Source organism: Chelativorans intermedius (genome assembly GCF_025398255.1).
In the GTDB taxonomy this organism is placed as follows: Bacteria; Pseudomonadota; Alphaproteobacteria; order Rhizobiales; family Rhizobiaceae; genus Chelativorans; species Chelativorans intermedius.
In genome coordinates this window covers 125,794-146,969 of sequence record NZ_JAODNW010000014.1, presented here as the reverse complement: position 1 = coordinate 146,969, position 21,176 = coordinate 125,794, and the positions used below count along the sequence as shown (strand labels likewise).

23 protein-coding genes and 1 tRNA gene are annotated in these 21,176 nt (G+C 67.0%); 8 read left to right on the top strand and 16 right to left on the bottom strand.

Annotated elements, in window-relative coordinates; all coding sequences use genetic code 11:
* Positions 1 to 5 precede the first annotated feature (5 nt).
* From NYR58_RS11710 to NYR58_RS11695, 4 genes are read left to right on the top strand one after another with little or no spacing between them, the layout of a single operon-like run.
* Entirely contained in the window at positions 6 to 569 is a 564-nt protein-coding gene (locus tag NYR58_RS11710; protein WP_261520934.1) for a polysaccharide biosynthesis/export family protein, read from the top strand.
* Positions 570 to 576: 7 nt separating this feature from the next.
* Complete coding sequence (locus NYR58_RS11705) at positions 577 to 1,752, top strand: glycosyltransferase family 4 protein (RefSeq protein ID WP_261520932.1); 1,176 nt, start codon at positions 577 to 579, stop codon at positions 1,750 to 1,752.
* A gap of 52 nt (positions 1,753 to 1,804) precedes the next feature.
* Positions 1,805 to 3,316, top strand: a complete 1,512-nt coding sequence (locus tag NYR58_RS11700; RefSeq protein ID WP_261520967.1) for an undecaprenyl-phosphate glucose phosphotransferase — start codon at positions 1,805 to 1,807, stop codon at positions 3,314 to 3,316.
* Positions 3,317 to 3,330: 14 nt separating this feature from the next.
* Positions 3,331 to 4,602, top strand: coding sequence for an O-antigen ligase family protein (locus NYR58_RS11695; RefSeq protein ID WP_261520962.1), 1,272 nt, complete (start codon positions 3,331 to 3,333; stop codon positions 4,600 to 4,602).
* Here the strand turns inward: NYR58_RS11695 and NYR58_RS11690 are convergent.
* Positions 4,565 to 4,641: transfer RNA gene (locus tag NYR58_RS11690), tRNA-Pro, on the bottom strand. The two genes, NYR58_RS11695 and NYR58_RS11690, sit on opposite strands and share 38 nt — an antisense overlap.
* Before the next feature lie 320 nt (positions 4,642 to 4,961).
* On the opposite strand from NYR58_RS11690, the gene NYR58_RS11685 reads away from it, so the two are divergent.
* The 3 genes from NYR58_RS11685 (at position 4,962) to NYR58_RS11675 (ending at position 6,252) form a co-directional block, all read left to right on the top strand.
* The gene (locus NYR58_RS11685; RefSeq protein WP_261520930.1) at positions 4,962 to 5,186 is read left to right on the top strand and encodes a hypothetical protein; all 225 of its coding nucleotides are present in this window, start codon (positions 4,962 to 4,964) and stop codon (positions 5,184 to 5,186) included.
* Between the two features lie 29 nt (positions 5,187 to 5,215).
* A complete protein-coding gene (locus NYR58_RS11680; RefSeq protein ID WP_261520928.1) occupies positions 5,216 to 5,365 on the top strand; it encodes a hypothetical protein in 150 nt (49 codons plus the stop codon).
* Positions 5,366 to 5,481: 116 nt separating this feature from the next.
* The gene (locus NYR58_RS11675) at positions 5,482 to 6,252 is read left to right on the top strand and encodes a Stf0 family sulfotransferase (protein ID WP_261520925.1); all 771 of its coding nucleotides are present in this window, start codon (positions 5,482 to 5,484) and stop codon (positions 6,250 to 6,252) included.
* A 6-nt stretch (positions 6,253 to 6,258) separates the two neighbouring features.
* Here the strand turns inward: NYR58_RS11675 and NYR58_RS11670 are convergent, their stop codons facing one another.
* From NYR58_RS11670 to NYR58_RS11645, 6 genes are all read right to left on the bottom strand, one after another.
* The gene (locus NYR58_RS11670; RefSeq protein ID WP_261520924.1) at positions 6,259 to 6,774 is read right to left on the bottom strand and encodes a MerR family transcriptional regulator; all 516 of its coding nucleotides are present in this window, start codon (positions 6,772 to 6,774) and stop codon (positions 6,259 to 6,261) included.
* Positions 6,775 to 6,873: 99 nt separating this feature from the next.
* Entirely contained in the window at positions 6,874 to 7,203 is a 330-nt protein-coding gene (locus NYR58_RS11665; protein ID WP_261520923.1) for an integration host factor subunit alpha, read from the bottom strand.
* 113 nt (positions 7,204 to 7,316) lie between these two features.
* Positions 7,317 to 8,288, bottom strand: coding sequence for a beta-ketoacyl-ACP synthase III (locus NYR58_RS11660; protein WP_261520922.1), 972 nt, complete (start codon positions 8,286 to 8,288; stop codon positions 7,317 to 7,319).
* 9 nt (positions 8,289 to 8,297) lie between these two features.
* A complete protein-coding gene (gene plsX, locus NYR58_RS11655) occupies positions 8,298 to 9,353 on the bottom strand; it encodes a phosphate acyltransferase PlsX (RefSeq protein WP_261520921.1) in 1,056 nt (351 codons plus the stop codon).
* Positions 9,354 to 9,460: 107 nt separating this feature from the next.
* Complete coding sequence (locus NYR58_RS11650; RefSeq protein ID WP_261520919.1) at positions 9,461 to 10,018, bottom strand: YceD family protein; 558 nt, start codon at positions 10,016 to 10,018, stop codon at positions 9,461 to 9,463.
* Positions 10,015 to 10,572 carry a ubiquinol-cytochrome C chaperone family protein gene (locus NYR58_RS11645; protein WP_261520918.1) on the bottom strand — a complete coding sequence of 186 codons (558 nt, stop codon included), beginning with the start codon at positions 10,570 to 10,572 and terminating at the stop codon, positions 10,015 to 10,017. The genes NYR58_RS11650 and NYR58_RS11645 overlap by 4 nt, the downstream gene beginning before the upstream one ends.
* 153 nt (positions 10,573 to 10,725) lie before the next feature.
* Here NYR58_RS11645 and NYR58_RS11640 point away from each other — a divergent pair, with 153 nt between their 5' ends.
* Positions 10,726 to 11,229, top strand: coding sequence for an outer membrane protein assembly factor BamE (locus NYR58_RS11640; protein ID WP_261520916.1), 504 nt, complete (start codon positions 10,726 to 10,728; stop codon positions 11,227 to 11,229).
* A gap of 85 nt (positions 11,230 to 11,314) precedes the next feature.
* Here NYR58_RS11640 and NYR58_RS11635 read toward each other — a convergent pair whose 3' ends face one another.
* The 9 genes from NYR58_RS11635 to NYR58_RS11595 form a co-directional block, all read right to left on the bottom strand.
* Positions 11,315 to 13,444, bottom strand: a complete 2,130-nt coding sequence (locus NYR58_RS11635) for a sodium-translocating pyrophosphatase (RefSeq protein ID WP_261520915.1) — start codon at positions 13,442 to 13,444, stop codon at positions 11,315 to 11,317.
* A gap of 164 nt (positions 13,445 to 13,608) precedes the next feature.
* Positions 13,609 to 14,820, bottom strand: coding sequence for an MFS transporter (locus NYR58_RS11630; RefSeq protein WP_261520914.1), 1,212 nt, complete (start codon positions 14,818 to 14,820; stop codon positions 13,609 to 13,611).
* Positions 14,817 to 15,314, bottom strand: coding sequence for a transcription antitermination factor NusB (gene nusB, locus NYR58_RS11625; RefSeq protein WP_261520913.1), 498 nt, complete (start codon positions 15,312 to 15,314; stop codon positions 14,817 to 14,819). Before nusB ends, NYR58_RS11630 begins: the two co-directional genes overlap by 4 nt.
* Position 15,315: 1 nt before the next feature.
* Positions 15,316 to 15,780 carry a 6,7-dimethyl-8-ribityllumazine synthase gene (ribH, locus tag NYR58_RS11620; RefSeq protein ID WP_261520912.1) on the bottom strand — a complete coding sequence of 155 codons (465 nt, stop codon included), beginning with the start codon at positions 15,778 to 15,780 and terminating at the stop codon, positions 15,316 to 15,318.
* 151 nt (positions 15,781 to 15,931) lie between these two features.
* Entirely contained in the window at positions 15,932 to 16,546 is a 615-nt protein-coding gene (locus tag NYR58_RS11615) for a riboflavin synthase (RefSeq protein WP_261520911.1), read from the bottom strand.
* A 3-nt stretch (positions 16,547 to 16,549) separates the two neighbouring features.
* Positions 16,550 to 17,653, bottom strand: a complete 1,104-nt coding sequence (gene ribD / locus NYR58_RS11610) for a bifunctional diaminohydroxyphosphoribosylaminopyrimidine deaminase/5-amino-6-(5-phosphoribosylamino)uracil reductase RibD (protein WP_261520909.1) — start codon at positions 17,651 to 17,653, stop codon at positions 16,550 to 16,552.
* Positions 17,654 to 17,656: 3 nt separating this feature from the next.
* Positions 17,657 to 18,121, bottom strand: coding sequence for a transcriptional regulator NrdR (nrdR, locus tag NYR58_RS11605; protein ID WP_261520908.1), 465 nt, complete (start codon positions 18,119 to 18,121; stop codon positions 17,657 to 17,659).
* Between the two features lie 28 nt (positions 18,122 to 18,149).
* Positions 18,150 to 19,463 (bottom strand): serine hydroxymethyltransferase, encoded by a 1,314-nt coding sequence (glyA, locus tag NYR58_RS11600; protein WP_261520907.1) that lies wholly within the window; start codon positions 19,461 to 19,463, stop codon positions 18,150 to 18,152.
* Between the two features lie 207 nt (positions 19,464 to 19,670).
* Positions 19,671 to 20,930, bottom strand: a complete 1,260-nt coding sequence (locus NYR58_RS11595; protein ID WP_261520906.1) for a L,D-transpeptidase family protein — start codon at positions 20,928 to 20,930, stop codon at positions 19,671 to 19,673.
* Positions 20,931 to 21,176 lie beyond the last annotated feature (246 nt).

The window sequence follows — 21,176 nt, the reverse complement described above, 5'->3', positions numbered from 1 at the left end:
CGGCCATGAAGCATGCAATTCCATTCCTGCTGGCGCTTGCGGGAAGCCTGGCGCTCGCCGGCTGCACGGGCTATCGGCCGCCGCCCCCCGCCTTTCACGAGGCGCTGCACCAGCCCTATGTGATGGATGCGGGCGACCGGCTGCGCATCACCGTCTTCGGCCAGGCCGACCTTACCAACACCTACAATGTGGACCAGGCGGGTTATATCGCCTTTCCGCTCATCGGTTCGGTGCCGGCGCGCGGCCTGACGGCCAAGCAGATCGAGCAGAAGGTGGCCCAGATGCTGCGCGAGGGCTATCTGCGCGACCCCGATGTAACGGTGGAGGTGGACCGCTACCGCCCGGTCTTCATCATGGGCGAGGTCGGCGCGCCGGGACAGTATTCCTATGTGCCGGGCATGACCGTGCAGAAGGCGGTGGCGGCCGCCGGCGGCTTCACGCCACGCGCCAACCAGGCGAACGTGGATGTCACGCGCGCGATCAATGGCGAAGTCATCACCGGCCGCGTGGTCATTTCCGATCCGCTGCTGCCCGGTGACACGGTCTATGTGCGCGAACGGCTGTTCTGATGGGCCGGTGAGCGGGGGGCTACGCATCGTTCACTGCTTCCGTTCGCCCGTCGGCGGCATTTTCCGTCATGTGCGCGATCTGTGCGAGGCGCAGGCTGCCGCCGGGCATCAGGTGGGCATCGTCTGCGATTCCAGCACCGGCGGTGACTTCGAGGACCGGCTGTTTGCCGAGATCAGCCATCTGCTGGCGCTCGGCGTGACGCGCACGCCCATCCAGCGGCATATCGGACCCGGCGACCTCGCCTCGGCCTGGCGGTCCTTCCGCATCGTACGTCGGCTGCGGCCCGATGTCCTGCACGGCCACGGCGCCAAGGGCGGCGCCTATGCGCGGCTGTTCGGCACCGCCCTGCGCCTGACGGGGCGCCCGGTCGCCCGCCTCTACGCCCCCCATGGCGGCAGCCTGCACTATGACGCCGACACGCTGTCCGGGCGCTTCTTCTTCATGCTTGAGGGGCTGATGGGGTGGCTGACCGACCACCTCGTCTTCGTCTCCGACTATGAGCGGCGCACCTATCTCGCCAAGGTGGGCAGGCCGCGGGCGCCGGCCAGCCTCGTCTATAACGGGCTACGCGCAGAGGAGTTTGTGCCCGTGCGCACCGCGCCCGAGGCCGCCGACTTCCTCTATGTGGGCATGATGCGCGATCTCAAGGGGCCGGATCTCTTCATCGAGGCGCTCGCCGAAGCCGGGAGGCGGACGGGGCGGCGCCTGTCGGCGGCCATGGTGGGCGATGGCGAGGACCGCGACAGATATGCCGCCCAGGCTGCGGCACTGGGCCTTGGCGACCGCATCACCTTCCACGCCGCCATGCCGGCGCGGCGCGCCTTCGCCCTCGGGCGCATCATGGTGGTGCCCTCGCGGGCCGAGGCGATGCCCTACATCGTCCTGGAGGCGCTGGCGGCGGGCAGACCGCTCATCGCCACCGCCGTCGGCGGCATCCCCGAGATCCTCGGCGCCTCCTCCCCGGCCCTCACCGCGCCCAGCGCCATGGCGCTGGCGGAGAAGATGGTGCTGGCACTGGGCGACGAGGCAGCCTACGGGCGCGCCATGCCCAGCCGCGAAGCGCTGAAGGCCCGCTTCGGCGTGGAGGCGATGACGGCCGGCGTGGAGGCTGCCTATCGGCTGGCGCTCGGGGAGGATTGTTCGACAATGAAACCGTCCATCAAGGGAATGTTAGGTCGTTGATGCTATAGGCGCGTAAACCGGTTGTTATGCGCCCATGAGCACCATCGACCCCATGCACAGCGACGAGGAACGCGCCAGCGGCGATACCCGGCAGCAGCGCCGGCCCGCAGCGCAGCTCGGCCCCATCGCCCGGCAGGTCGCCCGGCAATACCGCCGCGACACCATGTCCCCGGTCATGGTCAGCGGCGTGATGCGCCTGATCGAGTTTGCCGCCCTGGTGCTTGCCGGGCTGCAGATCTATGCCGGCCATGTGGGGCTCGGCACCCATCTCTTCTGGCAGTATCCGCTCATCATCGTCTGCGTGGCGCTGCTTGCCGTGGTTCTGATGGAGTTCTGCGACTGCTACCAGATGCCAGCGCTGCGCAGCCCGCTCTCGCAGGCCTGGCGCATCCTGGCCGTGTGGTCGGCCACCTTCGCGCTTCTGACGGTGGCGCTGTTCTTCCTCAAGATCTCCTCGCAGTTCTCGCGCTTCTGGCTCGGCGCCTGGTATGTCTCCGGTCTGGGGCTACTCCTCCTCTTGCGGCTGGCCGCGGCGCGGCTCATCCGCCGCTGGGCGCGCAACGGCCGCATCGAGCGGCGCGCCGTCATCGTCGGCGGCGGGCGGCGGGCTGAAACCCTCATCCGCGCCATCGAGCAGCAGCCCTACAACGACATCCGCATCTGCGGCATCTTCGACGACCGCGACGACACGCGCTCGCCGCCCGTGGTGGCAGGCTATCCCAAGCTCGGCACGGTGGACGCATTGATCGAGTTCGCCCGCATCGCGCGCATCGACATGCTGATCGTCTCGCTGCCGGTGACGGCGGAGGCGCGCGTGCTGGCCATGCTGCGCAAGCTGTGGGTGCTGCCCATCGACATCCGCCTGTCGGCGCATTCCGAGCAGCTTCGCTTCCGCCCACGCGCCTATTCCTACATCGGCTCGGTGCCGATGCTCGACATCCTCGACCGGCCCATCAACGACTGGGACTCGGTGGCCAAGCGCGCCTTCGACATCGTCTTCAGCCTGCTTGGAATCGTCGTCTTCTCGCCGGTCATGCTGGCCACCGCCGTCGCCATCAAGCTCGACAGCAAGGGGCCTGTCCTCTTCAAGCAGAAGCGCCACGGCTTCAACAACGAGGTCATCGAGGTCTACAAGTTCCGCTCCATGTATGTGGACCAGTGCGACCCGACCGCGCGGAACCCCGTCACCAAGGGCGATCCGCGCGTCACACGCGTCGGCCGCTTCATCCGCAGGACCTCCATCGACGAGCTGCCGCAATTCTTCAACGCGCTGTTCGGCAGCCTGTCACTGGTGGGGCCGCGCCCCCACGCGGTGGCGGCGGAGGCGCACAACCGGCTGTTCGACGAGGTGGTGGACGGCTATTTCGCCCGCCATCGCGTCAAGCCCGGCATCACCGGCTGGGCACAGATCAACGGCTGGCGCGGCGAGCTGGATACGGAAGAGAAGATCAGGAAGCGGGTGGAGTATGATCTGTACTACATCGAAAACTGGTCGCTGCTGTTCGACCTGAAGATTCTCTTCCTGACGCCGCTGCGTCTTCTCAACGCGGAAAACGCCTATTGAGCGCGCCCGGCCACATGGCCGACGACCTGCGCATGGCGGTGAATGCGCGCCTGGTTTCGCTCATCCGCGCGGCGGCGGTGGGGCTTGCCGTTTTCCTGTCGGGCTTCGTGCTGCGCGAGCCGGCGCCCTACGAGCTCTACATGGCCGGGCTCATGGCGGTGTGGGCGCTTGCCGGTCTGCGCATCTCGCGCCGGGTGGCACCGCTTCTTGCGCTTCTGGTCCTCTTCAATGTCGGCGGCCTCGTTTCCATGAGCCAGCTCGGCACGCTGGGCGACGTCCCGCTCTATCTGGCCGTCTCGCTGTTCCTCGCCTTCACCGCGGTCTTCTTCGCGGCGGTGGTGGAGGCGCAGCCGCAGCTTCTGCGCGTCATCTTCACGGCGTGGCTGATGGCGGCCGCGGCGACGGCGGGGGCCGGCATTCTCGGCTATTTTCAGGCTTTTCCGGGTGCGGAAATGTTCACCCGCTATGGACGGGCAGCCGGCGTCTTCGAGGATCCGAACGTCTTCGGCCCTTTCCTCACCCTGCCGGCCATCTATCTCCTGCAGCGCGTGATGACGGGCAGCCTGCGCACGGCGCTACTGTGCCTGCCCGTCTTCCTTCTTCTGTGCCTGGGCATCTTTCTGTCCTTCTCGCGCGGCGCCTGGGGGCTGCTGCTGGTCTGCGCCGTCATGCTCACCCTCGCCCTGTTCATTCGCAACCGACACGGCCTCGTGCGCCTCAGGATCGCCGTCATGTGCGTGGCGGCCGTGGCGCTGGGGGCGCTCACGCTGCTGGTGGCGCTGCAGGTGCCGGCCGTGGCCGACCTGTTTTCCGAGCGCGCCCGGCTGCTCCAGTCCTACGATGCGGCCCGCCTCGGCCGCTTCGCCCGCCATGCCATCGGCTTTGCGCTGGCAGCCGAACGGCCGCTCGGCATCGGCCCGCTCGAATTCGGCAAGATATATGGCGAGGACACGCACAATATCTGGCTGAAGGCGCTGCTCGCCTATTCCTGGCTCGGCTTTGCCGCCTGGCTGGCGCTCATGGCATGGACGGCGGCAGCCGGCTTTCGCATCCTCTTTCGCGCCCGGCCCTGGCAGCCCTATCTGCTGGCCACCTACGTGGCCTTCATAGGTCACATCGCGCTGGGCACCGTGATCGACACCGATCACTGGCGCCACTTCTACCTGATCCTTGGCATGCTATGGGGCATGATGGCGCTCGAAGGGCGGCATCAGGCGACGCTTGCGGCGGGCGGGAAAAATCGAAAAATGGTCGGAGCGGCGGGATTCGAACCCACGACCCCTTGACCCCCAGTCAAGTGCGCTACCGGGCTGCGCTACGCTCCGAACCGGCAAGAACCCCTATAGTCTCTCGCCGTCCGGCGCAAGGAGAAAATCGGCGCTGCGCGCCCTCCGCCGCGCAGGGACGCCTGGCCACTCCCGATACGTTACTCACGCAAATATTAATGTTATTATTTCAATAATCACTTGCACGAAGACTTAGAATCCTTGTTTCCGAACGAAACAAATGATTACCATCCACAATAATTTTGACACGATTACTCCAACTTGCGGCCATTTTCCATTTCCACATTCTTACCACGGCGCGGGGGCGCAAGTGGCAGGGGTGTGAACCACCTGCCCATAGCAGATGGAGGACTATCACCATGAAACATCTTCTCATCGTCATTGCCGCCGCCGGTTTTGCTGCACCGGCTTTCGCACAGGCTGCCGACTTCGCCACCGTCGATGCCGATCAGAGCGGCACGGTTTCCATGGAGGAGCTGCAGGCTGCGATGCCCGACGTGACGGAAGAGGCCTTCACGGCGGCCGACACCGACGGAAGCGGCGATCTGTCGGAAGACGAGTTTAACGCGGCCTTCGGCGGCTGACGTTCAGGCGACGGACAAGCGAAACGATCATGCCGAAGATCCTGCTTGCCGTGGCCTCGGCTGCCGCTCTCTTCGCCCTTGCGGCGTGCGACGGCGGCGGCAGCAGCCCGCCCGAGGGCAGCACGGCGCCGGAACAGACGAGCCCGGCGCCCGAACAGCCCTCGCAGCCCGCGCAATAGGCCCTCGGGCCTCGGGAGGGGCGCTTCGGCGCCCCTCGCCGCTTGACATGGCCGCCCCGGTGCGCTTGCAAGAGGCCAAAGGGCATCGGCCTGATCTCATTCGTCGGGGGGCGAACATGGATGGACAGGCCCGCAAGGGCTATATCGTGCTGAGCGAGGCGCGCAGCGGAACCAATTGGCTTGGCTCGCTGGCTGACAAGACGGGGCGCATGGGCCGCCTTGGCGAAGCGCTCAATCCGACGCTTTTCAGGCAGCGCCCGCCCGAGGACGGTCAGCGCTTCGTCACATGGGCCGTTGACAACACCAGCACGCCGAACGGCTGCTTCGCCATCAAGATCTTCCCCTCCCATCTCGACTGGTTTCAGGCCCGCTACGGATTCGACTTCATCGCCGAGTGCCAGCGGCGGCACGCCGTGAAGACAGTCCTGCTCAAGCGGCGCGACAGGCTGGCGCAGGCGATCTCCCTCTACCGCGCCAGCGAGACGGCCCGGTGGCGCAGCGTCGAGACGGGCAGGAAGCAGGAGGCCGAATACAGTTTCGAGGGGATCTGCCGCGCCTATTTCCAGATCGACAGAAGCAATGCCTTCTGGAAATCCTATCTGGAAGTCCGGGGTATTTCGCATAGCGTCTTCTTCTACGAAGACCTGCTCGGCGATCCCTCGCCCTATCTGGAGGCGGTTGCCGCGCATTTGCAGGTTGCCCCGCCCGAGGACCATCAAAGCCCGCTTGCCGTGCAGCGCGACGCGCGAACCGCCGCCTGGGCCGAGCGATTCCGGCGCGAGGCGCATTCCAGGGACGTGCTGAACGCCGGCAGCCCGCCGCGGCCGGTGGCACGCACCCTGCCCAATCTCTGGCGCTTCCTGCGCAAGCGGCCGATTCCCGCTTGAGGCGCGCTACCGGACCTGGTCGAGCAGGCGCTTGCACTCCAGAAGGTCGAACAGCGTTTCCTGAAGCAGCGCCCGGTTGTCGCGCGAAAGCCGGCCATCGTCGGCAGAGACCGGCCCTTCCTCCCCGCCGAGACCGAAAAAGCGGCGGCTGGGCTTGGCCCTGGGCTTGCCCACCAGCATCTCCTCCTCGGCCCCCTTCTCCTTCGCCTCGGCCAGCTTCTTCTGGGTGATGGCCTCCACCGCGGCCACGTCGCCACGCCCGATGGCGATGACGAACTGATTGCCGTTCTCGCGCAGCAGCTTCTGCACGCCCTTGATCGTGTAGCCCTGGTCATAGAGCATGTGGCGGATGCCCTTGATCAGGTCTATGTCCTGGGGGCGGTAGTAGCGGCGGCCGCCGCCGCGCTTCATCGGCTTGATCTGCGCAAAGCGCGTCTCCCAGAAGCGCAGCACGTGCTGGGGCAGATCCAGCTCCTCGGCCACCTCGCTGATGGTGCGGAAGGCATCGGGGCTCTTGTCCATCGGATGATCACCTCATGGGCTGGCGACTCGGCGGCGCCATTTCAGCAGCTTCCGGCCTGGAAAGACAAGCGCCCGGCGCATGGACGAGAAAAAGCGCCCTCAGCCTGCCTTCTTCTCCTTGCGCGCGCGCGCCTTGTGGGCCTCGAGGATGCGGTTCTTGAGAACGTTGGACGCCTTGAAGGTCATCACCCGGCGCGGCAGGATCGGCACTTCCTCGCCGGTCTTGGGGTTGCGGCCGATGCGCTCGTTCTTGTTGCGCACCTGGAAGGTGGCGAAGGAAGACAGCTTCACCGTCTCGCCGCGTACCACCGCGTCGCACACCTCCTGGAGAACCATCTCGACGATCTGGGCCGATTCGGTCCGGGAGAGGCCCACCTTTCGGTAGACAGCTTCCGCCAGGTCGGCACGTGTGACTGTCTTTCCCCCCATCCGGCCAGATCCTTTGAAACTATTGGAAAATACAATGCAGTGCACAAGGAAGTTACATAAATCGACCTGCAAAGGTCAAGAACCAGCCGGAAAAGGCATGCGGGCGGGAGGATTCACCAGCGCACCAGCACAGCGCCCCAGGTGAAGCCGCCGCCCATGGCCTCCAGCAACACGAGGTCGCCGCGGCGGATCTTGCCCTGCTCCACCCCGTGGGCCAGCGCCAGGGGCACCGAAGCCGCTGAGGTGTTGCCGTGCAGATCGACGGTGATGATAACCTTTTCCTCGGCAATGCCCAGCTTTTTCGCGGAAGCGTCGATGATGCGCTTGTTGGCCTGGTGGGGCACGAACCAGTCGATGTCCGCGGCGGTGATCCCGGCCTTGGCGAACACGTCCTCGATCACGTCCGTTATCATGCCGACGGCATGCTTGAAGACCTCGCGGCCCTGCATGCGCAGGTGGCCGACCGTGCCGGTGGTGGAGGGGCCGCCATCGACATAGAGCTTTTCCTTCTGGGCGCCGTCGGAGCGCAGCGAGGCGGCCAGAACGCCGCGATCCTCGATGGTGCCACGGCCTTCCGTCGCCTCCAGAACCACCGCGCCGGCGCCATCGCCGAACAGCACGCAGGTGGTGCGGTCGCTCCAGTCGAGAATGCGCGAGAAGGTTTCAGAGCCGATCACCAGCACGCGCCGGGCCAGACCGCCGCGAATGTGCAGGTCGGCGGTGGTGATGGCGTATACGAAACCGCTGCACACGGCCTGCATGTCGAAGGCATAGCCATGGTCGATGCCGAGCCGGTGCTGGATCTCCACTGCGGTGGCGGGAAAGGTATTGTTGGGGGTGGAGGTGGCGAGGACGACAAGGTCGATGTCGTCCGGCTTCAGCCCCGCGTTCTCCAGCGCGTTGCGGGCCGCGGCCTCGCCCAGCGAGGCGGTGGTCTCGTCGTCGGAGGCGATGTGGCGCTGGCGGATGCCCGTGCGCTGGACGATCCAGGCATCCGAGGTTTCGACCAGCTTCTCGAACTCCTTGTTGGTCATGATACGGCGCGGCAGGCTGGAGCCGACACCGCGCACGGCGGACCTTATCATCATACCATCCTATGTATGGGAAACCGCGCTGCCCGCAAGCGCGGCCGGCTTGCGTGCGTGATAAAGGTCGAGGGTGGCGCGCGTCCTGTCGAAAACACCGCTCTTCACCATCTCATAGCCCAGCTCCACGGCGGCGGCAAAGCCTTCCTCGTCGGCGCCGCCATGGCTCTTCACGACGATGCCGCGCAGGCCGAGAAACACCCCGCCGTTGATCTTGCGCACATCCATCTTCTCGCGCAGCCGCTGGAAGGCGCCGTGCGCCAGAAGATAGCCGAGGCGGGCCAGAAACGTCTGGTTCATCGCCTCGCGCAGATACTCGGCGATCTGGCGGGCCGTGCCCTCCGCCGACTTCAGCGCGATATTGCCGGCAAATCCTTCCGTCACCACCACGTCCACCGTGCCCTTGCCGATGTCGTCGCCCTCCACGAAGCCATGGTAATGCATGGAATCGAGCGCCGCCTCACGCAGCATTCGGCCCGCCTCTTTCACCTCTTCCTGGCCCTTGATCTCCTCGACGCCGACATTGAGCAGGCCGACCGTCGGGCGCTCGACATCGAACAGCGCATTGGCCATGGCCGCTCCCAGAATGGCGAAATCCACGAGCTGCTGGGCATCGGCGCCGATGGTGGCGCCGACGTCGAGCACGATGCTCTCGCCACGAATCGTCGGCCAGATGGCGGCAATGGCCGGGCGCTCGATGTCGGCCATGGTGCGCAGGCAGAACTTCGACATGGCCATCAGCGCGCCGGTGTTGCCAGCCGAGATGCAGGCATCGGCCTCGCCGGTCTTGACCGCCTCGATGGCCTTCCACATGGAGGACTTCCACCGCCCCTGGCGCAGCGCCTGGCTCGGCTTGTCGTCCATGCGCACGGCCACGTCACAATGGGTGAAATCGCTGATCGCCTTGAGGTCGGGCAGCCGGTCGAGCACGGGACGGACCGCGTCCTCGCGCCCGAACAGGACGAAGCGCGCATCCGGTCGCCGCTCGGCGACCCGCAGAAGGCCCGGGAGTGTGACCTCGGGGCCGTGGTCTCCGCCCATGGCGTCAATCGAAATGCGTATCACGCGTGCTATGCCTCGGTTGTTGGGCGGATGGGCCCGTCGCGAAGTGCGGCGAAAATAGCGTTTTTGCCGCGCGGTACAACCTCGATCTCATACCTTTTCGCGCAAATTCAGCCCTTTTCGCGCAGCTTTCTGAGCTGCGCGAAAAGGGGGCCCGCTTCCCCGCCGCCATCTTCGCCGCCGGCCGGAATCTCCAGCCTGGCGGCCTCCTTGCGCGGATAGGGGTCGATACCGAGGGCGAAGAATTCCTCCGCCAGCGCGCCGAGGTCGATACGGCCGCCGGTGAAGGTCTCGGGCACGTCCTCCCCTTCCGCCTCCACCACCATCTCGCCGCTCTGCGCGGTGGGGCGGGACAGCCGCGAATCCTCCGGCACGAAGAGGGCGGCGATCTCCTCCTCCACGCGCGCGGCAAGCGGTTCGAGCGTCACCACGCAGGCCTGGGTGATCTCGGCGGCAAGATGGCCCGTCACGCGCACGCCGCCGCGCTTCCAGGGGCGGGCGATGAGCTCGGCGCTGAAGCGCTCGACGGAGAGCAACCCATGGGCATCGGCAAGGGCGGCACGCTGGGCGGCGTCGGCCTCGATCGTCACCGTCTCTCCCTTCGCGGGCAGACGGGCGACCTCGAGACTGCGGGAAACCGGGCTTCTCTCAGCGTGTGGATCGGTCATCCTTCGCTCCCTTCCTCCTGCGGCAGCGGGGCAAAGCGCAGCCTGCCGGCCAGCAGATCCTCGTCGGCCAGGTCCGCAAGGGCCGCGTGGGCCGCAAGCGTGTAGGCGGCCAGGGCCCGGGCCTCCTCCCAGCGCTCGCGCTGCGGTGCCACGTTGCGCCGCAGCGCCTCGGCAAGGGCGGCCGCATCCGCCGCATCGACGGCAGCACCATAGGCCGCCAGCCGGCCATAGAACATGCGCGCCAGCTTCTTCATGCGCTTGGGCACGCCGAGATCGCCCACACCAAGCTCGCGCAGGGAGTGGTCCACCTCCAGGAAGAAGTGGTCGGTCAGCTCCTGCGCGATGTCCCGCAGCGCTCCCTCCCTGCCGCGCAGGCGATGCAGCAGCAGGAAGAGATGCAGCGACATCATCTCGAAACGGCCGAGCGGCGTGTCGGGCACCTGCCAGTCGGAATAAAGCGGCGGCCGCCGCGCGGCTGCCACGATTTCCCCATAGAGCGTATCCAAGACGAGGCGGCGGCTGCGCCGGCGCGCGCCGGAAAGCCACTGGAACATGGGGCTTCCCTCCTTCGGGCTGGTTTTGACCGCGCATCGCAACCGGCCCGGACCGGCAGTCCGGTTGCATCGGCGCGCAAGCTGGTTTACCGGTTTTGCCGGCATGCGCAAGATGGCGGGCCGGAGCCGCCGGACGCAATCGTTTCCAGGGAGATGTCGTTGCCGGTGCGGAAAATCAAGACCAAACGTTCCCGTGAGTTGCTCCTCGCCACGGTTCTCGGCGCCGCCCTTGCCGGATGCAGCACCGTGGAGACGCTGCAGCCCACCGAGACGCTGACCCAGGGCTATGTGATCGACCAGGAGGCGCTGGAGCTGGTGCCCGTGGGCTCCAGCCGCGAGCAGGTGCTGCTTGCCCTCGGCACGCCCTCCACCACCGCCACCTTCGACAACGAGGTGTTCTACTACATCTCGCAGAAGCGGGTGCGCGGCGCCGCCTTCATGAAACCCAGGCTCGTTGATCAGGAGGTGCTGGCGGTCTATTTCGGCGACGATCAGCGCGTCGAGAAGATTGCCCACTACGGCATGAAGGACGGCAAGCTGTTCGACTTCGTCTCGCGCACCACGCCGACCGGCGGCAAGGACCAGAACTTCCTCGCGCAGGTGATCGCCGGCGTGGCGCGCGGCGAGCCGCCGTCCAACCCGCTGGGCGTGCAGTAGCCGCAGGCGCGGAATCGAAAGGCCGGCGGGGTAACCTCCGCCGGCCTTCCCTTTCCTGCCGCCAGCGCCTGCCGGCGGTGCGGCGTCAATGTGCGAGCACCGCCAGCAGCAACAGGGCGATGATGTTGGTGATCTTGATCATCGGGTTCACGGCAGGGCCCGCGGTGTCCTTGTAGGGATCGCCCACCGTGTCGCCGGTGACGGACGCCTTGTGCGCCTCCGAGCCCTTCTCGTGGCGCGTCCCGTCCTTGTCGATGAAACCGTCCTCGAAGGACTTCTTCGCGTTGTCCCAGGCGCCGCCGCCGGCCGTCATGGAAATGGCGACGAACAGCCCGGTCACGATGACGCCGAGCAGCATGGCGCCCACCGCCGCCAGCGCCTCGTTCTTGCCGCCGATCAGATAGATGACGGCGAAGACGACGAGCGGCGAGAGGACCGGCAGCAGCGAGGGAACGATCATCTCCTTGATCGCCGCCTTGGTGAGCATGTCCACCGCGCGGCTGTAGTCCGGCTTCTCCTTGCCCTCCATGATGCCCGGCTTCTCGCGGAACTGCCGGCGCACCTCCTGCACGATGGAGCTGCCGGCGCGCCCTACCGCCGTCATCGACAGACCGCCGAACAGGAAGGGTAGCAGGCCGCCGAACAGCAGCCCCACCACCACATAGGGGTTGGACAGGGCGAAATCGACCGACACCCCCTCGAAGAAGGAGCCGGGCTGTGCATTGGCCGCGAAGAAGCGCAGATCCTCCGTATAGGCGGCGAACAGCACCAGCGCGCCGAGGCCGGCAGAGCCGATGGCATAGCCCTTGGTGACCGCCTTCGTGGTGTTGCCCACCGCGTCCAGCGCGTCGGTGGTCTGGCGCACCTCGCTAGGCAGATCCGCCATCTCGGCGATGCCGCCGGCATTGTCCGTCACCGGGCCGAAAGCGTCGAGCGCCACCACCATGCCGGCCAGCGCCAGCATGGTCGTCACCGCGATGGCGATGCCGAACAGCCCGGCAAGACCATAGCTGACCAGAATGCCGGCGATGATGACGATGGCCGGCAGCGCCGTGGCCTCCAGCGAGACGGCAAGCCCCTGGATGACGTTGGTGCCATGGCCGGTGACGGAAGCCTGGGCGATGGACCGCACGGGGCGGAAGCCGACGCCCGTGTAGTACTCGGTGATCCAGATGATGAGGCCCGTGACCACCAGGCCGACAATGCCGCAGAAGAACAGGCTTGCCCCGGTGAAGCTCGTGCCGCCCGCCTCGAAGGTGGTGGAGCCGCCGAGCCACAGCCAGACGATGAGCCCAAGCGCCACCACGGAGAGCACCGCTGTGGCCCAGAAGCCCTTGTAGAGCGCGCCCATGATCGAGTTGTTGGCGCCGAGCTTCACGAAGAAGGTGCCGATGATGGAGGTGACGACGCAGGCCGCGCCGATGACCAGCGGGAACAGCATGAGCGTCACCGCCGTGGCGCCGGTGAAGAAGATCGAGGCCAGCACCATGGTGGCCACCACCGTCACCACATAGGTCTCGAACAGGTCGGCCGCCATGCCGGCGCAGTCACCGACATTGTCGCCCACATTGTCGGCGATCGTCGCGGGATTGCGCGGGTCGTCCTCGGGGATGCCGGCCTCCACCTTGCCCACCAGATCGCCGCCGACATCCGCACCCTTGGTGAATATGCCGCCGCCGAGACGCGCGAAGATGGAGATGAGCGAGGCGCCGAAGCCGAGCGCCACCAGCGCGTCGATCACCGTGCGGTCCGTCGCGCCATAGCCCATGGGGCCGGTCAGCGCCCAGAAATAGACGGACACGCCGAGCAGCGCCAGGCCGGCCACCAGAAGGCCGGTGATGGCCCCGGACTTGAAGGCGATGTCGAGGCCGGCGGCCAGGCTGCTGGAAGCGGCCTGGGCAGTGCGCACATTGGCGCGCACGGAGACGTGCATCCCGATGAAGCCCGCCGCGCCCGAAAGCACCGCACCGATCAGAAAGCCGAAGGCGGCGGCGGCGGTCAAAAGCCACCAGGCGATGAGAAAGACGACGACGCCGACAATGGCGATGGTGGTGTATTGACGCGTAAGGTAAGCCTGAGCCCCCTCCCGGATGGCACCGGCGATTTCCTGCATGCGCTGATTGCCCTGGTCGGCCGCAAGCACCGACCGCGTTGCCCAAATGGCATAAAGGACAGAAAGCAGGCCGCAGGCGATGACGACGTAAAGCATGGTCATTGCCAACTCTTCCCTTGATTTCGGCCCGCTGAACCCCTCCCGGGCCTTTTGAGAAAGGCCGACGGCGGAATGTGCCGCAGCCCAGGTCCGCGACTTTGTGAAAGAGACCGGCCCCCGTCAAGGCTTTCCTGCGACTTATGTTCGCAGCGCGTGGTCCGCCGCGCTCAGGCGGCCCGCGCCCGGCGGCGGCGCAGCGCCACCACGGCGAGCATGAGAAGGCAGCTGCCGGCCACGGGGAAGATGATCCAGTTGAGCAGATCCCACCCGAAGGCGTTGTAGACGCGGCCCGACATGAGCGAGGAAAAGGCCACGAGGGAGAAGAGAATCAGATCGTGCACACCCTGCACCTTGTTCCTCTCCGAGGGGCGGTAGCAGTCCGCCACCATGGCGGTGGCGCCGATGAAGCCGAAGTTCCAGCCCACGCCCAGCAGGATGAGCGCCAGCCAGAACTGCCACAGCGCAATGCCGGAAAGCGCCACCAGCCCGCAGCCGATGAGAAGGAGAAGGCCCACGGCCACCACCTTCTCTTTCCCGAAACGGGCGATCAGCCGGCCCGTCACGAAGCTCGGGGCGAACATGGCCATGACGTGCCAAGAGATGCCGAGCGTCGCCTCGTCGGGGGTGAAGCCGCAGCCCACCATGGCCAGCGGCGCGCCGGTCATCACGAAGGTCATCAGCGCGAAGGAGCTTACGCCGCAGAAAAGCGCCGCGACGAAGCGCGGCTGCCGCAGGATCTCGAAAAGCGGACGCGGCGGCTGGTGGTCGTCGAGTGCGGCCTGCGGCGCATCCTTGGGCAGGCGCAGGAAGGAAAGGACCACGGCACCGAGCCCAGCAAGCCCGATGATGCCCACGAAGGCGCCCGCAAACATGACCGGCGCGAAGAGCTCGCGCATGTGAATGGCCGTCTGGGGGCCGATGACGGCGGCAAAGATGCCGCCGCTCAACACCCAGCTTATGGCACGCGGCTTGAAATCGGCCGGCGCGTTGTCGGCGGCGGCGAAACGGTATTGCTGCGTGAAGGCGATGCCGCCCCCCACCAGCAGCATGCCGAATGCAAACAGCCAGAAATGCGCGATGAACAGCGCAAATGCCGAGACCGCGCCGCCCAGCGCCGCAACGCCGGCACCGGCCACGAAGCCGTTGCGCCGGCCCACGGCGCGCATCAGCATGGCCGCCGGCAGGGCTGCGAGCGCGACGCCGACGTTGTAGCCCGTGACCGGAGCGGTGGCGAGCGACTTGTCGGTGCCGAGGAGATAGCTGCCGGCAAGCCCGCCCATGGAGATGGCGATGGGGGCGCTGGCGCCCACGAGAGCCTGCGCCGCCGCGAGGATGAGGGCCGTGCGTTGTGCCTCGCGGTAAAGCGCCCGTTCGCTCATGAAGTGCCCCTGCCCTCGTTGCGCAGCCGGCGCGCCACGCGGTCGAGCACGGCGTTGACCAGTTTCGGCTCCTCTTCCTCGTAGAACGCCTTGGCGATGTCCACATACTCGGAAATGATGACCGCGACCGGCACGTCGGAGCGGCGGATGAGCTCATAGACCCCGGCGCGCAGGATGGCGCGGAGGGTGGAATCGAGGCGCGACAGTGGCCAGTCGTCGGTCAGCGAGCGGCGAATGACAGGGTCGATCGTCTTCTGGTTCTCGACGACCCCGGCCAGGATGGCGCGGAACCACTGCGGATCCGCCTCGCGGTAGGTGACGCCGTCGATCTCCTTGCCCAGCCGGAAGATCTCGTATTCGGCGGTGGTCTCCAGAAGGCCGGTGCCGCCCACATCCATCTGATAGAGCGCCTGCACGGCGGCAAGCCGGGCCGCACCGCGCTTGTTGGCGGGACGGAAGCCGGCCGGCTGGCGTTCGTCTGCAGGTTCGGCCACCTCAAGCTCCCAGGCGGTTCTTCAGTTCGATCATGTGCAGCGCGGCGCGCGCGGCGGCATATCCCTTGCCCCCGTCATGGCCGCCCTCTCCCTTCTCGATGCGGGCCAGGGCCTGCGCCTCGTTCTCCACCGTCAGGATGCCGTTGCCGATGGCCAGCCCGTGCTGCACGGAAAGGTCCATCAGGGCGCGGCTCGATTCGTTGGCAACGATGTCAAAATGATAGGTCTCGCCGCGAATCACGCAACCGAGCGCCACATAGCCGTGATAGGCCGTGCCGCCCTTCCCGCCCGCCCGGTGGGCAAAGGCCACCGCCGCGGGAATCTCCAGCGCGCCGGGCACCGTCACCACATCGTAGGCCACGCCTGCCTCCTCCAGCGCCGCCCTGGCGCCCTTCAGCAGGCCATCGGCCAGATGGTCGTAGAAGCGGGCCTCGACGATCAGGAGGTGCAGGTTTTCGGTCGTCATGGTTGCTCCTTGTCAGCGACGGCGCCCGACACCGTGGCCCCGGCTCCGGCCGGGGCCGAAGCGGCGGTCTTCAGGCATGGATTGCCGGGCCTCGACACGGAAATCCATGCCTGAAGGGTTCCAGTCCCGAGCGGTCGACGGGCCGTTGCTATTAGGCTTCTTTTCCCGCCTCCGCAAGCCGTGCAGCATAGCGGGCCATCGTGTCCACCTCGATGTTGACCCTTTCCCCCACCTGCCGCTCGCCCCAGGTGGTGACGGCCAGGGAATGCTGGATCAGAAGCACGTCGAAGCGGTTGCCGTCCACGCGGTTGACGGTGAGCGAGGTGCCATCGAGGGCCACAGAGCCCTTGGGAGCGATGAAGCGTGCCAGCTCCGCCGGCGCCTCGATCACGAAGCGCACCGCCTCGCCTTCCCCGCGCCGCTCGACGATTTCGGCGGTGCCGTCCACATGGCCGGAGACGATGTGGCCGCCCAGCTCGTCGCCCACCTTGAGCGCCCGCTCCAGGTTGACGCGCGTGCCCTCGCGCCAGTGGGCAATGGTGGTCAGCCTGAGCGCCTCCTCCCATGCCTCCACCTCGAACCAGCGCCCGTTGGCACCGGCCTCCGGCAGGGCCACCACGGTAAGGCACACGCCGGCACAGGCGATGGAGGCGCCGATGTCGATGGTGGCGGGATCGTAGGCCGTCTCGATGCGCAGCCGCACGCCCTTCTCGAGCCGGCGCACCGCCTGCACCGTTCCGACATCGCTCACCAGCCCCGTGAACATGGCTCAGGCCCTCACATACTCGAAATGGACATCCTCGCCGAAGCGGTCTTCGCGCCGCTTCCCGAACCCCGCCGGGATATTGCCGGGGCCGACGGGAGATGCAATGCCCTGCGGTCCGATCTCGCCGGGGCCAACGAAAAGGCTCAGCCGGTCCACCAGCCCCTCGGCCAGGAAGGACTGCGCCGTCAGCGCGCCGCCCTCCACCATGAGGCTCGATACGCCGCGTGCGGCCAGATCCTCCATCAGCTCCGGCAGCGCGATGCGCCCGCCCGGCGCCTCCACGGCCAGGAACTCCGCGCCGCACGCCGCCAGCGCCGCGCGGCGCTGCGGTGCTGCCGCGCCCTCGGCGGCCAGGAGCAGCGGCACCTCATGGGCACTGCGCGCCAGCTTGCCGTCAGTCGGCAGACGCAGCCGCCGGTCGAGCACGATGCGCGCCGGCGAGCGCGCTTCGAGCCCCGGCAGGCGGCAGGTGAGCGCCGGATCGTCGGCAAGCGCGGTGCCGATGCCCACCAGGATGGCATCCACCTCGGCGCGCATCATGTGCACCTGGCGGCGCGCCACGGGGCCGGTGATGGGCACCTGGCCCCTGCCCGCAATACCGATCTTCCCATCGGCCGAAAGCGCAAGTTTGAGAATCACTTCCGGGCGCCGCCTCACGGCGCGCGTGAGATAGCCGCGCAGCATGTCGGCCGCCGCCTCGGCCAGCACGTTCTCGCGCACCTCGATGCCGGCAGCGCGCAGGATGGCATAGCCCCCGCCGCTGACGCGCGGGTCCGGGTCGCTTGCCGCCCCGACAACGCGGCGCACCCCGGCGGCCACCAGCGCCTCGGCGCAGGGCGGCGTGCGGCCGTGATGCGCGCAAGGCTCCAGAGTCACATAGGCGGTGGCACCCCTGGCCCGCGGGCCGGCTTCCTCCAGCGCCTGGGTCTCGGCATGGGGGCGTCCGCCGAGCGCCGTCACTCCGCGCCCGACGATGCGCCCGTCAGCCACGATCAGCGTGGCGACGGACGGGTTGGTGCCTGTCAGGCCCCTGTGGCGGCGCGACAGGCGTATGGCGGCGGCCATGAAGCGCCGGTCGTCCGCTTCGCGAGGGGCGCGGCCCGCCATGGCTCACTCCATATCCGGCTCGCTCTTGAGCTCGCCCAGAACGTCCTGAAAGTCCTTCGCCTCGCGGAAATTTCGGTAGACGGAGGCGAAGCGCACATAGGCCACATCGTCGAGCGACTTGAGCGCTTCCATGACCAGGAGACCGATCTGGTCGGACGGGATCTCGCTTTCGCCGGAGTTTTCGAGCTGGCGCACGATGCCGGTCACCGCCCGCTCCACGCGCTCGGGGTCGACGTTGCGCTTCCTCAGCGCGATGTCGAAGGAGCGATGCAGCTTGTCGCGGTCAAAAGGCACCTTGCGGCCCGAGCGCTTCACCACCGTGAGGTCGCGAAGCTGCACCCGCTCGAAGGTCGTGAACCGGCCGCCGCAGTCCGGGCAGGCGCGGCGGCGGCGGATGGCGGCGCCGTCCTCGGCGGGCCGCGAATCCTTCACCTGGGTGTCTTCCGACTGGCAAAAGGGGCAGCGCATGGGCCTTGCTCGGGTGTCCTGTCTTCCCTTACCCCAGATGGGGGTACAGCGGGAAGCGGTCGAGCAGCGTCAGCACCTTCTTCCTCACGGCCTCTTCCACCGCCTGGTTGCCCTCGTCGGAGTTGGCGGCCTTCAGCCCGTCCAGCACCTCGGCGATCAGCTTGCCGATCTCGCCGAACTCGGCAACGCCGAATCCGCGCGTGGTGCCCGCCGGCGTGCCCAGCCGGATGCCTGAGGTGACGAAGGGCTTCTCGGGATCGAAGGGAATGCCGTTCTTGTTGCAGGTGATGTTGGCGCGTCCCAGCGCCGCCTCGGCGCGCTTGCCGGTGGCGTTCTTGGGCCGCAGGTCGACCAGCATGAGGTGATTGTCCGTGCCGCCCGACACGATGTCGAGGCCGGTTTCCTGAAGGCTGGCGGCCAGCGCGCGGGCATTGGCCACCACCTGCTGGGCGTAGGTCTTGAACTCGGGCTTCAGCGCCTCACCCAGCGCCACCGCCTTGGCGGCGATGACGTGCATCAGCGGCCCGCCCTGCAGGCCGGGGAAGACGGCGGAGTTGATCTTCTTGGCGATCGCCTCGTCATTCGTCAGGATCAGGCCGCCGCGCGGGCCGCGCAACGACTTGTGGGTGGTGGTGGTGACCACATGGGCATGAGGCAGCGGCGAGGGATGCACGCCGCCGGCCACGAGCCCCGCGATATGCGCCATATCGACCATCAGATAGGCGCCCACCGCGTCGGCGATCTCGCGGAAGCGCTGCCAATCCCAGATGCGCGAATAGGCCGTGCCGCCGGCCAGGATCAGTTTCGGCCTGTGCTCGTGCGCCAGCCGTTCCACCGCCTCCATGTCGAGGCGGTGGTCGTCGGGCCGCACGCCATAGGAGACGACGTTGAACCACTTGCCCGACATGTTGACCGGCGAGCCGTGGGTGAGATGGCCGCCGGAATTGAGGTCGAGCCCCATGAAGGTGTCGCCGGGCTGCAGGAGGGCCAGAAAGACCGCCTGGTTCATCTGGCTGCCGGAGTTGGGCTGCACATTGGCAAAGTTGCAGCCGAAGAGCTCCTTGGCGCGGGCGATGGCCAGCTCCTCCACCACGTCTACGAACTCGCAGCCGCCATAGTAGCGCTTGCCGGGATAGCCCTCGGCATATTTGTTGGTGAGCACCGTGCCCTGCGCCTCCATCACGGCGCGCGAGACGATGTTCTCCGACGCGATGAGCTGGATCTCGTCGCGCTGGCGGCCAAGCTCGCTGCGGATGGCGTTGAAGATATCACGGTCTGCATCCTCGAGCGGCCGGGAGAAGAAGCTCTCCGTCTCGATCGTCGCGGCGGACGCTTGTGCCATGGCAGTCACCCCTTGCGCTGAATAAGCCCCTTGATACGTGGCGGAACCGGCGCGGCCTTAGCACTTTTCCCGGTCCGCCACCACGTCTTGAACGGATTTTTTAGGCGGCTGCGACATCGTGGGCGACATGCGGCGGCGCGAACCGGCCGAAACGAAAAGGCCGCCCGTTTCTGGGCGGCCGGCAGGAAAAACATCCCGCGGTCTGCCTCAGAGCGCGGTGGAAATCTGCAGCTCCGCCACGCCGTCGCGGCCATAGATGTCGTTGCGGAAGTGCACCACACCGTCGCCGGTGGACCAGGCCGAGACATAGGCGAAGTAAAGCGGCACGGGATCGGCCACCGGAATGCGCTTGTCCTCTTCGGTCTGGATCGTCGTCTCGATGGTGCGCCGGTCCCAGCCCGGTGTGTCGCGCAGGATCCAGGTCACGAGGTCGCGCACGTTCTGCACACGCACGCAGCCGGAAGAGTGGAAGCGCGCCGGGTCGCCGAAAAGCTGCTGCTGCGGCGTGTCGTGCATGTAGACGGCGTGCGCGTTGGGGAAGTTGATCTTCACCGTCGCCATGGCGTTGATGCGGCCGGGATCCTGGCGGAAGCGGTATTTCGCCGCCTCGTCGGTGGACCAGTCGATGCTCAGCGGATCGACCTCGCTGCCGTCGGGCGCAATCAGGCGGATGTTGTTGTCCGCCAGATAGCTCGGGTTCTTGCGCACCATGGGAATGATGTCCTTCTTGACGATGGACACCGGCGCGTTCCAGTAAGGGTTGAGAATGATCTCGTTGATGTTCGATGTCAGGACCGGCGTCTGGCGGTCCACCTTGCCGACGATGGCGGTGTGGCGCAGCACGACACGGCCGTTCTCCACCGCTTCGACGATCGCTGCCGGAATGTTCACCATCACAAAGCGGGGCGGAAGCGGCTTTGCCGTCATGTCGCGCAGACGGCCGAGATTCGTCTGAAGCTGGCCAAGGCGGATGTCGGCCGGCACGTTGAGCGCCGAATAGGTGTATTCGCCGGTCACGCCGTCAGCCTCCAGCCCATGGCGGGCCTGGAAGCGGCGCAGCGCCGCATCGACATAGGAATCGAAGGCGGGCGACATGCCGGCATCCAGTGAAAGGTCGCCAGAGATCATCAGTCGGCGGCGCAGCATCTCCACATCCGGGTCGATGACGCCGAGTTGCAGCTTCTTGCGCGCCGGCACAACCGGCCAGCCGCCGCGCGCCACGAGATCGGTATACTGCGCGATGGCCTGCTCGACGTAAAACACGGTGTCGGAGCTCAGGACGGGTCGCGTGGAGGAGACCTGGCCGCCTTCGCTTGCCCGGGCATCGAAGCGGTCGCCCCACATGCCCCGCTTGGGCGAATTGATGATGGCATCGATGACGTTCTGTGCCCAGGCCGGACCGGCAAGAGCAGTCGCTGCGACGGTGCTGGCGGCACCGGTCAGAAACGTGCGGCGGCTGGATTTCATGTCTCTACCGAACCTTCAACGTGCAATGCGGATCGCCACGGGGCGAAGATCGAACATGGAGTCGACAGCGTTAATTTTTCGCCAAGCGCTCCCTGCGGGCACGAGGTCCGCGGGATCGCTCGCTCTCCATCGTCTGCAATTATGTTATTAACGTGGCGCCGCGCCCAGCCACGCACCATCAAAACAGCGTGATGGCCGGCGCCCGTCCCCGCGCGCCGGCCATGAGCCGCCGTCAAGGATTGCCGG